The organism is Gordonibacter sp. 28C, assembly GCF_003339845.1.
GTDB lineage: Bacteria > Actinomycetota > Coriobacteriia > Coriobacteriales > Eggerthellaceae > Gordonibacter.
In genome coordinates, this window is the sequence record NZ_PPTR01000001.1 from 411,666 (window position 1) to 427,906 (window position 16,241).

At 64.3% G+C, this 16,241-nt stretch carries 9 protein-coding genes; 8 read left to right on the forward strand and 1 reads right to left on the reverse strand.

Translation table 11 applies throughout. From position 1 onward, the window contains the following. Window positions 1-312: 312 nt before the first annotated feature. The 6 genes from C1878_RS01700 (at window position 313) to C1878_RS01725 (ending at window position 7,199) form a co-directional block, all read left to right on the forward strand. Complete coding sequence (locus C1878_RS01700; RefSeq protein ID WP_114599969.1) at window positions 313-1,071, forward strand: ferredoxin-like protein; 759 nt, start codon at window positions 313-315, stop codon at window positions 1,069-1,071. 73 nt (window positions 1,072-1,144) lie between these two features. Continuing rightward, complete coding sequence (locus tag C1878_RS01705; RefSeq protein ID WP_241963564.1) at window positions 1,145-1,825, forward strand: molecular chaperone TorD family protein; 681 nt, start codon at window positions 1,145-1,147, stop codon at window positions 1,823-1,825. Between the two features lie 50 nt (window positions 1,826-1,875). Then, window positions 1,876-4,077, forward strand: coding sequence for a molybdopterin-dependent oxidoreductase (locus C1878_RS01710; RefSeq protein ID WP_114599970.1), 2,202 nt, complete (start codon window positions 1,876-1,878; stop codon window positions 4,075-4,077). Further along, window positions 4,077-4,619: a 4Fe-4S dicluster domain-containing protein gene (locus tag C1878_RS01715; RefSeq protein WP_114599971.1), complete on the forward strand. Its 543-nt coding sequence runs from the start codon at window positions 4,077-4,079 to the stop codon at window positions 4,617-4,619. The genes C1878_RS01710 and C1878_RS01715 overlap by 1 nt, the downstream gene beginning before the upstream one ends. A 6-nt stretch (window positions 4,620-4,625) precedes the next feature. Next, complete coding sequence (gene nrfD, locus C1878_RS01720; RefSeq protein WP_114599972.1) at window positions 4,626-5,519, forward strand: NrfD/PsrC family molybdoenzyme membrane anchor subunit; 894 nt, start codon at window positions 4,626-4,628, stop codon at window positions 5,517-5,519. Between the two features lie 717 nt (window positions 5,520-6,236). Further along, complete coding sequence (locus C1878_RS01725) at window positions 6,237-7,199, forward strand: hypothetical protein (RefSeq protein WP_241963565.1); 963 nt, start codon at window positions 6,237-6,239, stop codon at window positions 7,197-7,199. A 192-nt stretch (window positions 7,200-7,391) separates the two neighbouring features. On the opposite strand, the gene C1878_RS01730 is transcribed toward C1878_RS01725, so the two are convergent. Further along, the gene (locus C1878_RS01730; RefSeq protein WP_114599973.1) at window positions 7,392-12,344 is read right to left on the reverse strand and encodes an InlB B-repeat-containing protein; all 4,953 of its coding nucleotides are present in this window, start codon (window positions 12,342-12,344) and stop codon (window positions 7,392-7,394) included. Between the two features lie 151 nt (window positions 12,345-12,495). Between C1878_RS01730 and C1878_RS01735 the strand changes: the two genes are divergently transcribed. Together C1878_RS01735 and C1878_RS01740 are read left to right on the forward strand one after the other, a co-directional pair. Next, window positions 12,496-15,099 carry a LuxR C-terminal-related transcriptional regulator gene (locus tag C1878_RS01735; protein ID WP_114599974.1) on the forward strand — a complete coding sequence of 868 codons (2,604 nt, stop codon included), beginning with the start codon at window positions 12,496-12,498 and terminating at the stop codon, window positions 15,097-15,099. Between the two features lie 154 nt (window positions 15,100-15,253). Beyond that, window positions 15,254-16,234, forward strand: coding sequence for a DmsC/YnfH family molybdoenzyme membrane anchor subunit (locus tag C1878_RS01740; RefSeq protein WP_114599975.1), 981 nt, complete (start codon window positions 15,254-15,256; stop codon window positions 16,232-16,234). Window positions 16,235-16,241: the final 7 nt, after the last annotated feature.

The window sequence follows — 16,241 nt, forward strand, 5'->3', positions numbered from 1 at the left end:
CGTCAAGCGGCAGTATGCGCGACCTTGTAGGTCGGGGTATCCCCTCTTTGGGGGTAATTCCGCAAAATCGCCGATCAGGTTACAGAACTCCCTCAAAGAGGGTAGGGCGGGCGCGCACGGTCGCGCATACTTCGAGGCGTTGTGTGGCACCGCGAAATCGGAGGCGAGTCCGAGCGCAGCCACCCCGTGGCGAGCAGCCGCCCGCGCGAAGCGCAGGCGGGGCGAGACGAGAGAAGCCAGGCGAGACGGCGCGGGGTCGGCATCAGGGAAACGACACTCACGGAATGCAAGTGAGGGAGGGAGCACCAGGCTATGTCAGATTCCAATCTGCACCAGAACACCTCCGAGAACCAGGACGTTCGGGAGAGCGCGCCTGCGACGACCGGAACCGCAGGCGCCGAAGGCGTTGCGGGCGAGGGGGAGCACAAGAGCAAAACGTTCACGCGACGCAGCGTGCTGGCCATGGCGGGCTGCGGCGTCGCCGGCCTCGTGGTCGGCGGCGTGCTGGCGTCGTGGGGCGTGACGTCGAAGTCCATCGCCTCGGGGCGCATCGAGATCCGCACCACGCCCACGAAGATGATCGTGACCGACCGCGCCCGCTGCTCGGGCTGCCAGCGCTGCGAGATGATGTGCACGCTGAAGAACGACGGTCGCGTGAGCCAGCATATCGCCCGCGTGCGCGTGTGGCCGAACTACAACTTCGGGTCGGGCGCCGACACCTTGGACGGCGTCTACGACAACTGCGAGTTCACCGTCGAGCACTGCAAGCAGTGCGAGGATCCCGCGTGCATGAACTACTGCCCGGTCCACGCCATCTACGCCGACGAGAAGTCCGGCGCGCGCAAGGTGGACGCCGAGCGCTGCATCGGCTGCGGCATGTGCAGCCAGGCGTGCCCGTGGAACATGCCGCGCGTCGACAGCGAGACCGGCGTGTCCACGAAGTGCATCTCGTGCGGCCGCTGCGCCGAGCAGTGCCCGAACGGCGCCATCAAGTTCATCGACTGGGAAGACATCGCGCAGAAAGTCATCGACCAGGGCGTCGTGAGGACGACGACCCTCGTGCAGGCGTGATAGTTCCGGATACGATCCCGACGCCCGGCGCTTGCCGCGCCGGAGCGATAAGAAACGGGAAGGAGGGAGAGCGATGATGGAAGACGAGGCCGTGTTCTCGGTGCTCGCGCAGTGCTTCGGCCCGGTCGACGAGGCCGCATGGAGCCAGCTGTCGAAGGGCCCGCTGTGGTCGGACTTCCTCGACGGGGCCCGCCGCGTCATGCAGGCCGACGAGCTGGGCGCGCTGGAAGCTCCGCTCGCACGGGCGCGCAGGCGCTGCCCGCTGCAGGAGTTCCTCTCGTCGGGCGAGGTGAACGCCTTGTTCACGCCGCCGACGTACGCCGAGAAGCAGGCTTTCGCCGCCCGCCACTTCGCAGGAGGCCTCCCCGAGTCCGCCATGCCGGTGGAGTCGCTCTACCGCACGTGGTCCACCGGGGCCGCGCCCGCGCCGTTTTCGCAGCAGCAGGGATTGTATCTGGGGGATTCGGCGCACTACATGCGCGAGCTCGTGGAGCGATTCGGTATGGAGGTGCCGCCCGCGTTCGCGGCGTGCCCCGACCATCTGGCGCTCGAGCTCGACCTGGTGGCCGTGATGCTGCGCTCCGGCATGCGGGAGGAGGCCCGGCAGTTCCTGACGGAACGCTTCGCCTGGCTCACCGCGTACCGCATGCGGCTGCTGACGCTCGACGACGACGCCCGCTTCTACATCGGACTCGTGGACGTGATCGTCACCATCCGCGCGCAGCTGACCATGGCCGATGCGGCAATCGCATGAGCGCCGACAACGAGAGATATCACGTGCATGCATATAGAGAGGAAACAGCTATGTCAGAAAACGCTATAACCAGGCGAAGCTTCCTGGCTGGCAGCGCTGGGGCGGTTGCGCTCACGGCGGCGGCCGGCTTTATGAGCTTCGACGCTTGGGAACAGGCGCATGCTGATGACGCATCGGGAGGCGGCGAGACGAAGACCGTCCACACGCTGTGCAACGCCTGCTCGAGCAAGTGCGGCTTCACGGCCTATGTGGTAAACGGCCGCTTGACGAAGCTCATCGGCGACGCCGACCACCCCTACGCCAAGGGCAAGATTTGCGCGCGCGGCTTCGGCTACTCGCAGATCGCCTATTCCGAGGATCGCCTGACCGACCCGCTGAAGAAGAACGACCAAGGCAAGTTCGAAGCCATCTCGTGGGATCAGGCCTACAGCGAGATCGCCGACAAGGTGAAGGCCATCATCGACGACAAGGGCCCGCAGGCGCTCGCCATGGTGCAGGACCCGCGCCCCAGCGGCAAGTACTACACGAAGCGCTTCATGAACGCGCTGGGCTCGGCGAACGTGTACACGCACGGCGCCGCCTGCAACCTGTCCAAGGAAAGCGGCATGACGCAGGCCATCGGCACGGGCAGCTACTCGTCCGACGTGGCGAACGCGAAGATGACCATGTTCATCGGGCGCAGCTACGCCGACGCCATCCGCCCCAGCTCCGTGGCCGCCCTGCAGAAGGCGCATGAGAAGGGCTCGCACATCGTGCTGGTGGACCCGCGCTGCAGCAACAGCCGCGTGTTCGCCGACGAGTGGGTGCCCATCAACCCCGGCACCGACCTGGCGCTCGTGCTGGCCATGAGCAACGTGCTGGTGGCTCGCGGCCTGTACGACAAGGAGTTCGTGGCCGCAAACACCGTGGGCTTCGACGAGTGGGCCCGTGCGCTGGCGGAATATCCGCCCGAATGGGCCGAGAAGGTCACGGGCATTCCCGCCACCACCATCAGCCGTCTGGCCGTGGAGTTCGCCGAGGCCGCCCCTGCAGCCTCCATCGAGCCCAGCTGGCGCGGCGCGTTCGGCTGCTCGTACGCTAACTCGGGCGAGACGGCGCGCGCCATCTGCCTGTTCAACACGCTGCTGGGCTGCTGGAACCAGAAGGGCGGCGCCCTGTTCACGCCGAGCGTGTCGGCGGGCAAGCTGGCCGACGAGCGCTTCGCCGACCCGAAGAAGCCCGAGGACAAGCTGCTGGGCTCGGCCGAGTACCCGCTGGCGCTGTCCAGCATGGGCACGAACCTGTTCGCGGCCGAGCAGGCCAAGGAGGGCAACGTCAAGGGCATGTTCTTCTACAACTCGAACATGGCCGCCGGCTACTCCAACACGGCGTATCTGGCCGACGCGCTGTCCAACCTGGACCTGTGCGTGGTCGTGGACGTGCAGATGTCCGAGACGGCCATGCTCGCCGATTACGTGCTGCCCGACACGAGCTACCTGGAGCGCCTGGAGCTGCCCGAGTTCATCGGCGGCAAGGTGCCGGCCGTGGCGCTGCGCGACCAGGTGCTCGAGAAGATCCATCCCAACACGAAGCCGGTCGACGAGATATTCGCCGAGCTGGCGGAGGCGTGCGGCGTGGGCGAGTACTTCCGCTTCGGCGTGGACGAGCTGGCCGACGCGCAGCTGCAGACCGTCGGCTTGTCGCTCGACACGCTCAAGCAAACGGGCACGGCGCACTTCCCCGAAAAGGAGTTCGCCTACGGCACGGCGCCGAAGTTCAAGACGCCCACCGAGAAAGTGCAGTTCACGAGCGAGGCGTGCGAGAAGGCGGGGCTCTCGCCCTACCCGGTGTGGGTCGAGCCGGCCACCATGCCCATGGGCGACGAACTGCGCCTCGTGGGCGGCAAGCAGGCCATCCACAGCCACACGCAGACCGCGAACATCGAAGACCTCATGCAGATCACGAAGGACTACGACCTCACCCGCGTGTGGCTCAACGCCGACGTGGCGAAGCGCTTGGGGATCGAGGACGGCGACGAGGTGGAGGTGTCGAACACCCAGCACACCGGCCGCGTGCGCGCGAAGGTGACGCAGCGCATGAACCCCACAGCGCTGTACATGCCGAGCCACTACGGCTGCTCGTCGCCCGACCAGCACACCGCGTTCGACGTGGGCCTGCGCCAGATGGACTTCGTGCCGTTCCACTTGGAACCGGCCTACGGAGGCGCCATGACGCAGGAAGCGGTAGTCACCGTTAAGAAGGTAGGTGCGTAATGGCTCGCTACGGAATGCTCATCAACACCAAGAAATGCATCGGCTGCTACGCATGCCGCGTGGCCTGCCAGCGCCAGAACGACCTGCTTCCCACGCAGGACTTCATCCGCTACGAGGAGCACGAGACGGGCACGTACCCGAACGTGTCCATCGAGACGGTGCCGCTGCAGTGCATGCACTGCGAGGACGCCCCCTGCGTGGCCGTGTGCCCCACGGGCGCGGCCTACATCGGTGCCGACGGCATCGTGGGCGTGGACGAGGGGCGCTGCATCGGCTGCAAGTACTGCATGGCCGCCTGCCCCTACCAGGTGCGCGTGCACAACGAGAAGACGGGTACGGTGGACAAGTGCCGCTTCTGCACGGTGTCGGCCGAGACGAGCGGCACGAAGATGTGCTCGTGCGTGGAAGCGTGCCTGACCAACGCCCGCATCTTCGGCGACCTCGACGACCCTGAGAGCGACATCTCGAAGGCCATCGCCGAGACGAACGCCCAGCCCATCGCGGGCGACCTGACCAAATCCAAAGTATTCTACGTGAGGTGATGAGCGATGTCATTCGAACCTATCTGGGGCGCCATCATCGCATGGTACCTGTTCCTCGCCGGCTTGGGCGGCGGCGCGTTCATCACGTCCGCTTTCTTGGGCTGGCGCCATCCCGAGGCCGTGAACATGCACAAGGTGGGGCACCTCATCGCGCCCATCGTGGTCATCATCGGCTTGTGCCTGCTCATGTTCGACGCCGAGGGCGGCCTGCACAACCCGCTGCGTTTCGCGCTCTTGCTCACGAACTTCGGCTCCGTCATGACGTGGGGCGTCGTGTTCCTGGGCGGCTTCACCATCGTGGCCATCGTCGTGGTCGTCTTGGACTTCCTGAAGAAGTCCGTGCCGGTGTGGCTTGACATCGTGGGCGTGGTGTTCTCGGTGTGCGTGGCCGTGTACACCGGCGCGCTGCTGGGCGTGTGCAAGACGTTCCCCCTGTGGAACAACGCGCTGCTGCCCATCTTGTTTTTGGTGTCGGCCGTGTCGGCCGGCGCGGCGAGCGTGCTGCTCGTGGCCGTCATCCGCCATGCGGACGAGTTCAACCGCGTGGGCGTGCTGAAGAAGTTCCACTTCTGCCTGCCCATCATCGAGCTCGTGCTGGTGGCTTCGCTCATGTTCATCACCAGCTTCAACTCCGTGGCGGGTTGGAACTCGGTCATGAGCCTGCTGGTGGGCCAGTACGCACCGCTGTTCTGGATCGGCCTGGTGCTCATCGGCCTGGTGCTGCCCACGGCGCTTGAGACGTGGCTGCTGTTCTTCAGCCCGAAGGAGTTCGAGGAGAGCCGCAAGGCCCACTGGATCAGCTTCGGGTCGGACGCCGGCGTGCTGGTGGGCGGCTTCCTGCTGCGCTTCCTGGTGGTCGTGGCCGCGCTGCCCGTGACCATCACGGTGCCCATGATGTAGGGAGCGGCTGCGACAACCCGCTTCTACGACGAGGCGGCATCCTGCGGGGTGCCGCCTCGAGGTGGTGTTTTTCGCGAGGCACCGTTCTTTCCGTGGCGGGTCTTTCGTAGTGCGTCACCCTTCTGCCGGTATGCGGAAGGGCCGGCGTGGCGCCGGTGGCCTTCCGCGAGGCTCGCGGTTCCTGCATAGCAGGGAACCGGTTTTACAGGACACTATGAGGGGACTTCGCTTCGGCGGGGTCCCTTCTTGACGTTGCGGGCGGTTCGGACGCTGTCGGCGTTCCCTTTCGACGTTGTTGGCGGTTCGGATGCCGCCGGGCTCCTTTCATTCCCTTCCTCTGCGCCTTCTTTCTTGGCAAAATCTCGGAAATCTAAGCTTTTCTGCTAAAAAATCACGTTTGTGAACGAATAATCTGTCTATATAATATATTAGTGAAAATATCATTAAATAAAACACCAGATGAAGAAACCGCACTTTTAACTATCCTCATAAAAGATCATGCACAAACGTAATTTTTTAGCATAAACGCGCCATTGTATGATTTTTTGCCGGGATGCGCGCTATCTTGGACGTTATGCGAGGAACGAGCGCGTGGATGTTGATTTCTGCGCTCCGCGAGCTCCCCGCGCGGAGCGCAGGGGGAGCATCGGCCGCATGGGCATGTGCGCGTTGCGTCGATACGCAATGGGGAATGCGCAACTTTCGAGAGGGGCAGATATGGAACCGGTGCTCAGTCATGAATCTGCGTTGGAGTACTGGCGGTCGGTGCGCGTGGGGTCGCGTCACTTTCGCCAGGTGCCGCATGCGCGGAAGCTGCTCGCGGTTCCGCCGAAAGCCGACGACCTGGCGGAGCCTGGTCCTTGGTGGTTGACGCGGCCCTTGCATGTACTGGTGGGGGACGCGGCGGTGCGCAGGACGTCCAAGGAGGTGGCGAGCCACGTCTGGTCGGGCTCTTTGCCGAAGGGATCGGTGCTCGACACGGAGAACGGATTCTGCGTCAGCTCGCCGGAACTATGCTTTCTTCAGATGGCCGAACGGGAAAACCCGGTGGATCTGGTCATGGACGGGCTCGAGCTTTGCGGAACGTACGATATCTCGACGGGCGAGATGCGTTCCTGTGCGCCGTTGACCACGGCCGCGAAGCTGGAAGCGTTTGTGGCGAAGAGCGCCGGGGCGCATGGGCGGAAAAAGGCGCTGTGGGCGCTGCGGTTTGTCGTCGACGGTTCGGCCTCGCCTCGGGAGACCGTTCTGGCCATGCTGCTGTGCCTGCCGTACCGGTTTGGCGGATACGGGTTCGCGCCGCCCTGTCTCAATTATCGCATCGACGTGGGCGCGCATGCGCAGAAGATGGCTTCCCGGAAGTTTTACCGGTGCGACCTGTACTGGCCCGAAGCGAAACTCGCCATCGAATACGACAGCGATTCGGAGCACCTGGGATCCCGCAGTGCGGCGAGCGACTCCTCGCGCCGCAACGCCTTGGACGCGCTGGGCGTCGACGTGATCTCGGTGACCACGCTGCAGATTGCGAGCCGCGTCGAAATGGAAAGGATCGCGAACCATATAGGCAAGCGTCTCGGCAAGAGGGTGCAGTACAAGGAGCCGTCGTTTTCCGTCGCCAACCTCACGTTGCGAACGGAGCTGCTTCGCAGCTTGGATGAAGGCGACGTGATTTTGTCGTAGGATTCGAAAAGGCGCTTGCCGGCATCGTTCCAAGGAGCGCCAGCATGCGATCGCGCACCTGCTTCGCCGGCGCTAGGAACGACAAGGTCGTCCGGTGCGGGGAGGGGCGGCTTGCAGCAGCGTTGAGGTTTGGTCGCGCTTCGGCGAGGAGCGGGGCCGGTGGGCACGCTCCTCGCGGTTGGCGGAGGACTGCTACGAGCGCCGACGGTACACGGCGAAGCCGATGGCGGTTAGAGCCGCCAGCAACAGGGTGGCCAGAGCGGCGTTGCCGGGGAGCATCGCATCGCCCGTGGACGCCAGGGCGGCTCCGCCGCCGTTGCCTCCGGCAGGTGTTGTGGGGTCGGAGCCCGGACCGGGGGCGGGCCCAGGGCCGGGGGCCGGCGCGTCCGGAAAGTCCGCTCGACCGTACAGCACCACGCCGCCAGTGCTGCCTGCGGGGATGGTGATCGCGGCCTTCTGGGTGAACAGGGAGTCGGCGTACCAGGCGTTCGTGCCCGGCACGGCCCCCTCGAACAGGGGGGCTTGGATGGACACCTCGTCGTTCACGGTGTAGGAACGCGGGTTGTCGCTGGGGTTGGCGCCCTCGAAGGCGGAGTAGCAGATGCGGTAGTTGACGAGCGACCACGTCGCGCGCAGCTCGAGGTCGTGGGTAAGGCCGCGGGGGATGCAGGCGATGGGCCCGCCCTGCGTCATCGTGCCGTCGACCACCTCGTGCCAGCCCTCGAACGCGTAACCAGGTTTCGCCGGATCCTTCAGCGCGATCGCCGAGCTGTCGTTGGTCAGCACGGCGGGATTGCCGGGGTCGTTCGCCCCTCCGTCCAAGTCGTAGACGATGCTGTATTCGTCCTGCTGCCACTTGCCGTGCAGCGTCGTCGTTTCTCCCGGTGTCAGCGGGTTGAAGGGGAAGGACAGCGGTGTGCTGAACTCTTCGTCGAGGTACCAGCCGTCGAACTGGGCACCCACCATCTGCGGAGTGATGTCCGGCAGCACCGTGTCCTTCGTCACTGCCAGCAGGTAAGCATTGCTGCCGGATGCCGCGACTGGTTCGTCCAGCCCGGGCATCGCGCCGTCTGTGTCGAACAAGAGGTAGTGCGCTTTGCGGTTTAGCTCCACAGTGCCGTAGTTGATGAAGAGCCGGGTGCTCGATTCCGTCCACTTGGCCGCGTCTTGCTGGCTGACGGGTTTGAACGTTATCTCCACTTGATAGACGTTTGGTCCGGAGCCGCCCCAGCAGTCAGGGTTGTCTGCGGGGTCGAATTCCCAGGAGCACCGACCGCTGCCATCGAGAGCTCCTTCTGGTAGGTTCTCTTTCGCGATCGTAAGGGTCGTGTCTGTGGGATGGGCCTTGTAATATACCGTTGCAGTCACCTTGCCTGAGCAGTAGTTGCCGTTGGGATCTGTCACCTGGACGCCCAGCCTGCCTGCGGTTCCTTCCATCAAGAAGAACTCGTCGCCATGGAGGGACGCATCCGTCCCGTCGTCCTTCGCGAACGAGAACCCGATGCTCGGCACGGAGAGCGTCGTCGCGTTCGCGTCGGCATCCGACGATGCGACTGCGGCCCTGTCGTCGATTTTGATCGTGGCCGGCATAGAGCGGGTGGAAGGCAGCTGGCCGCCTACCGGCGTCTGATCGGTCACGTCCACGCAGTACAGCGTGTTGTCGTCGGCAGATGCCACGCTGGAAATGGTGAACGTTGATTCGGTCGCTCCGTTTACCGGCTTCCACTCGTCGTAATAGAGGCTTTCGGACGTGTCGAGGCGATACCATTGGTAGTCGAGCGCCTCCTGGCGCTGCGATTCGGCGTCCACGCTGAGGGTGACCGTGCCGCCAAGGGGAACGGGATCGCAGGTAGGCTGCTTGTTGATGAGGGGAGCCTGCGCGCTGGCGGTGAAGCCCGTAAGCTCCCGGCCGAGGGCGCTCGGGTTGCTCTTCTCCGGGTTTCGGTAAGCTTGGAAGCGGATACTCTGCGAATCGCCTGCCGACAAACCGCCCGTGGCGAACATGGTCGAGCTGCCGCTCAACACGTTGCTGCTGGGCACCTCCCACCCGGTTCCGCCCGTTTTGGGCAGGGCGATGCCGTAAGCTTCGGCGGGACGGGTGGTGTTGTTGCTCCATGCCCACACGATCTCGGTGTCCGACGTGCTGTAGGCAATCGGGTAGCGCGGCAGGCTTCTCGGCGCATCGTCGATGCCGGTTTCGGTGACCATATAACCGATCACGTACGGGTTGGCGCTCACCGCATCGGTTCTCCAGACCGCCATCTGCACGGCGTGGGAGTACCCTTGGTACGTGCTGGTGTCGTTGGGAAGTTGCGGCAGGTCGGTTGCGAACACCGTGCCATCGGTGTTCGACTGCACCCAGCTCGCGCCGCCGCTGGCTTGGATCTTCCAACCTCCTTTGCCCGAGGCCGACGCCGCTGCGAAGAACGACACGCTGGCGGATACCTCTACCGACAAGCCGCCGCCCAAGGTGAGGTCGAACCCGTTTTTGCTCTCCGTCGTGTCGCTTATCTCCACCGACACCTGGGTGTTGGCGTCGCCCATGGGCGAGACGTTTTGGACGTCGCCGGTCACGAGGTCGAACGTATCGGAAACGTTCGGTATCTGGGCGGTTGCGTTGGGGTAGGTGGTCGGATCACCGACGGTGCGGCTGCCGCCGAACATCTTGCTTTTGTCGAGCGTCGGGATATCGCTCGAATGGTAAGAACCCGCCACCTGGTTGTACTGCTCGAGGGTGAGCATGCTCAGGGCGGGGTCGTACATGTTGACCGTCTTGCAGGGCACTGTGGTTCCCTGGTGCATGGTGCCCACCATGCTTTGCGGCCACTGCCGGCCTGCGGGAGCGTTCTCGTTGTACGCGTCGAGGTACTCCTGGGTTACGAGGAATTCGGGCACCCATACCTCGTACTCGTATATCACCACCGGCGTTGCGGAGCACACCACGATGTCGCGTCCCGCATTCTCCGTGTAGTTGACGGAATTGACCACTTGGTGCGAGGTGTAGTAGCTTCCCAGGTAATCACCGAAGGCTTCGAAGTCGAACCCTCCTCCCACTTTGATGTCGTTTCCCAGAAAACCGGTGCCCAGCAGCAGGTCGGCCGACAAGTTGAAGCCGCCGCCGATGCTCCAGCTGCCTTCGGTGCCCGTTGACGAGGAGGTGTTGATTCCGAACGACGTGGATCCGATCCGATAGTTGTCGACGCCGGCAAGCTCGCCCCAGTACGGCACGCCCCCCAGCACGGCGACGGGCGCGGGCGCGCTCCAGCCGTACGTCTTGGATTTCAGCTGGAACTTGACGGCGTTTTTGGTGTTGGCCTCCACGGTGCACAGAGTGAGGAACGTGCCGTTGTCGTGGCTTTTCTTGTTGTGCATGAAGTTCAGGTCGGTGTTGAACTGCCAGAGTTGGCCGTTCATCTCGTTCACCCAGCGCACGTCGTAGGAGACGGTTTTGTCTCCCCCCGACGAGGTGGTGCCGCTCTGCACGATAAGCTGCTCGGTCCCCACGTTCATCTTCGCGAAGTTGCCGCTGGTGGCTTTCTTGATGAAGGCGTTCGACCCGCTCAGATCCATACGGAACTGGGCGCTGAAGCTGCCGTTTGCGAAAAGGTCCGCCTCGGTGTCGTCCGCCTTTTCTCCCGTGGAGGAAAGCGCGAACAGATAGCCTTCCAAGAACAGGATGTTGTGCTGTTCGCGCACGTACTTCCCCGAGGCCATGGCCACCGGTTCGCACATCTCGAACGTCACGTTCATGTTGTCGAGCGCATCAACTTCTTTCGGATCGTCCCAGACAGGCTGGTAGCTGCTCTTTTTTTCGTCGTAGATGATCATTTGGACGAGGTTCGTGCTGGCGTCCATTTTTCCCATCTTGTCGTTCTTGTCGTAGGTGTTGCGGTTGCCGGCCAAGATGAGCTCGGGCACTCCGTTGTCGTTGAGGTCGGTTGCGGTGGTCGAGGCGAAGCGCATGCGCTGCGAGCCGTAGTTGGGGGAATAGCTGAACGCCTCCTCGAACGTGCCGTTGTTGGTGCCGCTGCGCGTCGAGTAGATGGACATGACGGTTGACTGGTCGCACCGGTCCATTCCGTTGTAGTTGGTGTAGGGCATGCTCACGGTGACGGCGAGGTCGTCGTAGGAGACGGTGCCGTCGGTTCGCGGGATGGTGCTCAGACTCACGATGGGCAGGTACCAGTTCTTGAACGTCCCGCCGAACTGGCTGCCGAGGTCGGACAGCGCGATGCTCCACCCTTTCTTCGTGAAGCCTGTGTCTTTCGTGTAAGCGTAGAAGTCGATACGGGGTTTGCTGGCATCCGGCACGTACACCGCCAATTCCGCAGCCCCCTTTCCTTCGAAGTCGCCGCCTGCCAAGGCGGTCAGGCCGAGCGACCCGTCTTGCTCGATGTCCTCCAGCCTCTCCAGATCGTCTTTTTGACCGCTCACCAGGTCGAGGTTTTCTTGACCGACCCTCATCGGCTCCGAGCTGTCTTTTTCGAAGCGCCAGAGTTGAATTTCCTGGCGGCTTCTGCGGTCGGCGTCGCCCGAACCCGTAGACGTTCCCACGTAGATGTTGCTTATGGCCACGAGGTTCTCGTCTGCGCTGCGATTGGGAACCGCGCACGAGTTGTTGGCGTGGTACTGGTAATGCTTCCAATTGGTGGCGTCCAGTTTCTTGGTGCCGCCCACGGTGTCTTTCAACATAGTGTCCAGCGACGTGCCGGTTAACCCCAGGTCGACAAGGCTGTCGGCGACCGAGAACTGTCCCTGGTCGTAGTCGTCGCGGTTCATGTAGCTGACGTAGAGGTTCTGCGGATCGAGGCTCGTGTAGCCCGCGGTGGGTTCCTGGCTCGTATCGCCGTTGAAGTCCAACGGTGTGTTGGAGATGTCAAGGTGGAAGTCGTCGTAAGCGCTCGGATCGCTGAAGTAGTTTTGCGCCTGCGATGCGTCGTTTGCGTTGGCGGATGCCTCCTCGGGCCCTGGTGTCCCCTGGTCGGCCCAGGCTCGCGCCGAGGTTGCGAGGCTCCCCGTGAGGCCGAGCGATGCCGCCAGCACAAAGGCCAACACCGTGCGCAACAGGTGTTGGACTGCGCTGCAAGGGTTGCCGTCAAGCGCGTGCGCAGGTGAGGGCGACGACGCATGAAAAGATCGTTTCATGATGCTGCTCCTTCGATGGCGAACGGGGCGGAGGGTGCTCCTACCTACTCACTATACGAAGAACGGTTGGGTAACCATATCATCCAGTATGAGGTTTTGCCGATATAATTTCGCCACGGCGATGGCTCGCAAAGGGAAGGGCGCTGGTGCTATGGGGGAGAAGTTCCATGCAGCGGACGGCGGGGCAGGCGAGTCGAATCCCGGTGTGCAGCCCGAACTTCTCTTGAGCGACAAGTTCGCGCCGGCGTCGCTGCCCGACGTCTGCGCTCCGCGGCTTCGCGTGGTGGACGCTATCAACCGTGCAGCACGAAGCCGGTTCGTCTACATCGGCGCACCGGCGGGCAGCGGAAAGACGGTGTCGACGCTGCTGTGGGTTCGCAAGGCGAAGCAGCCCACCGTATGGATCGGCCTCGACCGCTACGACGACGTTCCCTCGGTGTTCTACAGGCAGCTGGCCACCGGCCTGTACTCGGTTCAGCCAGACAACGAGGCCATGCGTGGCGTGCTGGTGGATCCCGTGTTCTCTGCATCTCCGGTCGAGCACGTCATCAGCCTCGTGGCCGAGATGCTGCCGCCGGACAAGCGGCACGTGCTGGTGTTCGACGACGTCCATCTCATCTCGAACCGCGAGATCATAAAATCGCTCCCGGCTGTGCTCAAGCGTTTGCCCGGCGCGTTCACGGTGGTGCTGCTCTCGCGTGTCGAGTTGCCGGAGGAATGGCGCGCTGTCGGGGTGGCCGGAGGACCTGCCGTCCTGGACGTGGAGGATCTGCGGTTCGCCGAGGACGAGATAGGCTGGTACTTCGACACGCTGGGCCTGCCTCTCACGCCCGACGAGACGCGGATCGTGTACGCGGCCACGGACGGTTGGGCCATCGGCGTGACGGCGCTGGCGAAATCGGGTCACGTGAACGCAGGCAGCAGCCGGTTTTTGTTCGAGAGTTATTTCGACGAGCGGGTGTGGAGCACGTGGGACGACGATTTGCGCGCGTTCTGCTTGGCCACGAGCGTGGCCGGCGAGTTCGACTCCGAGCTTGCGGCGGTGCTGAGCGGACGGGACGACGCGGGCGAGGTCATGGACCGGCTCGCGCGCACCAACACGTTCCTCACCCGGTTGCACGGCGACACGTTCCGCTACCACCACCTGTTCCGCGACTACCTCATACGAAAGACCGAGGATTCGAACGTCGACCGCGTGGCGCTGTGCAAGCGGGCGGCCGAGCATTTCCGCCAGAAGCGCGACTACATGCGGGCACTGCGGTTCTGGCTGGAAAGCGGCGATTTCAGCGGCATGGACACGTACCTGTTGCTGTTCCTGTTCGAGAGCAACCCCGGATCGGTGGCCGACTACGCTGATTTCCTGCGCACGCTCGACATCGAGAAGATCCCCGACGACGCGTACCGGGTGTGCCCGCCGCTGCACATCCTGGCGCTGTGGTACGCCTACCTCACCGGCCGCTGCGAGATGTTCGAGCACCACATGGATGAGCTGTACCGGGCCCTCCCGCGCATCGCGCTGTTCGACTCGCGCTTCGTGGAGTCGTCCATTCTGTCCTACAGCATCGACCATCGAACGAGCGTGCTGGACAAGGCGCGCAAGTTCTCGAAGTTCAGCCGCTTCGTCAAGCATTTCACGCCGAAGGGCCTGGCCACCACCCTCACGTCGTTTACGCACAACCTGCCGTACCCCCATCGCAGCAACCTGGACTACTCGTGCATCGCGCTCGAGGAGGGCGGCATGGACCTTCTCGGCCGCACGTTCTCGGTGCTGCTGGGGGCGGAGTGGGGCTACATCTACCCGCTCATCCCGGCGTGCTTCGCCTACGAGCGCGACGACATGGAAACCGCGCTGGCCGGCATCGAAGAAGCGCAAAGGGCGGTGGTGCCCGAGAACCGCGACGACGGGCGCATCTGCATCGCCGTGATGCACCATGCGGCGCTGTGGCAGCAGGGTCGCGACGACGAGGCCGCTGCCGAGCTTGCCGCGTTCCGAACGTTCGTGGAGGCGAAGGCGCCGTACTTCCTGCCGAACCTGAAGGCCTACGAGGCGAAGCTGGCGTTGTTCGACGCCGACGCGAAAGCGGCGCGCGCTTGGCTGGACGAGTACTTCGTCACCGAGGTGGACCGCATCGAGCTTGTGCGTGCGTTCCAGCATTTCACCACCGCGCGGGCCTTTCTCGCGCTCGGCCAGGCGGACGATGCCGATCGGTTGCTCGACGACCTGCTGGAGTTCGGCCGCGCGTTCAACCGGCCGCTCGACTGCGGCGAGGCGGGCGCGCTCAAGGCGTCGCTTCTGTGGGCGGCGGGCCGGAAGGGCGAGGCGGTGGACGTACTTGCAACCGCGCTCGAGGAGCTTGCGCCCTACGGGTTCTACCGCGTGGTGGCTGACGAGGGCGCGGCGGTGGAGCCGGTGCTGAAAAGCCTGGTCGCCCGTATGGTGCGCGCCGATTACGAAGGCCCGCTCGAGCGCGTTTTCGTGCAGGAGGCGCTGCTGGCCGCGCACGAGCGCGCCGGGCGTTTCCGCGGCGTGACGGCGAACCTCGGTGCGAGCGACAAGCCGGTGAAGCTGTCCCGTCAGCAGAAGCTCGTGCTGGAGCTGCTGGCCCAGGGCCTGCGTGCCCCCGAGATAGCCGAGCGCACCGAGCTTTCGGTTCCCACGGTGAAAAGCCATCTGGCAGCCGCCTACCGCAAGCTCGACGCGCACACCGCCGAAGACGCCGTGCTGCACGCCCGCAAACGAGGGCTGATAGGGTAAGGGCCTCCGCTCTCGTCGGGTTCGCTTCGGCGCGGCAACGCTTTATCGAACACGGAACCAACCTCGCAGGCGACGGTCGGGAAGCGCCTAAGATAGCCGCGAATCAAAACCGGCATTCGATGGAGCCCTCGCGCTTCAAGGAGGTTGATGTCCCATGGATCTCGCGTACCTGCAACTGCCGCTCGTGTTCTTCACGGCGGCCGCGCCCATGTCGTCGGGCGCTTTCATCGGGTTGGCCATCGCGTTCGCCACGACGCGGTTTTCGGCCGAGGAGCTGGGTCGTATCGATCGGTGGACGCTTTTGCCGATCGCCATCTTGGCGGTGAGCTTCGTGGCGGCCATCGCGTTCTCCTTCGCGCCGCAGAGCGCGCTCTTGGCCATCCAGGGCGTCGGCTTGGGCGCTGTGGGGTTCGTCGTCGTCATGTCGGTGCTTTTCGCCGTGGCGGCGCTCGTGTACTGGGTGGTGGCGATGGTGGGCAAGCTGGCGGACGGCGTGCGCAAGGTGTACGTCGGTTTCCTGGGCGTGCTGGCCGTGGTGCTCTCCGTGGCGATAGGGGTGGCGTACTCCCTGTCCGACGTTTCCACGTGGGCCTCTCCTGTAGTTCCGCTCGGATTCGCCGGTTACTGCGTGGTGGGCGGCGTGCCGCTGGGCATGTTCGTCGTCGCGGCTGCCCGGGCGCTGCCAAGGGCGCGTGCAACGCGCTTCGGCTCGATCGCGCTCATCTCGGCGTTCGTCGGCGCGGTGGTGTCCATCTTCGCGGTGACGGTGCTGATGATGAACGCGCAGTCGGTGGCCGCGGCCGTGCTTCCGGGCGTCGATTTCCTGCCGGGTGCGTGGGTGTACCTGGTGGTGTCCATCGTCGGCTTCGTGGCCGTGCTCGCATGCATGCGCGGATCGCTGGGCGGCGGGCGTTCGAGCGCGCCTCTGGGCAGCACCGCGGGAGCCTCCGCCATGCCCTGGAACGGAATCGACGATGCGCCGATCGACGACCCCGCGCGCACCCGGGATGCAGCCAGCGCCGGCGAGACGAGCGCCGCGACCGCGTCGTCCGTGGGGCTGCTCGCCCTGGGCAACGTGGCCGTGCTTATCGCGTTGGTTGCGGCCCGCGTGCTGTTCTACGCGCTGCAGATATAGCCGCGCC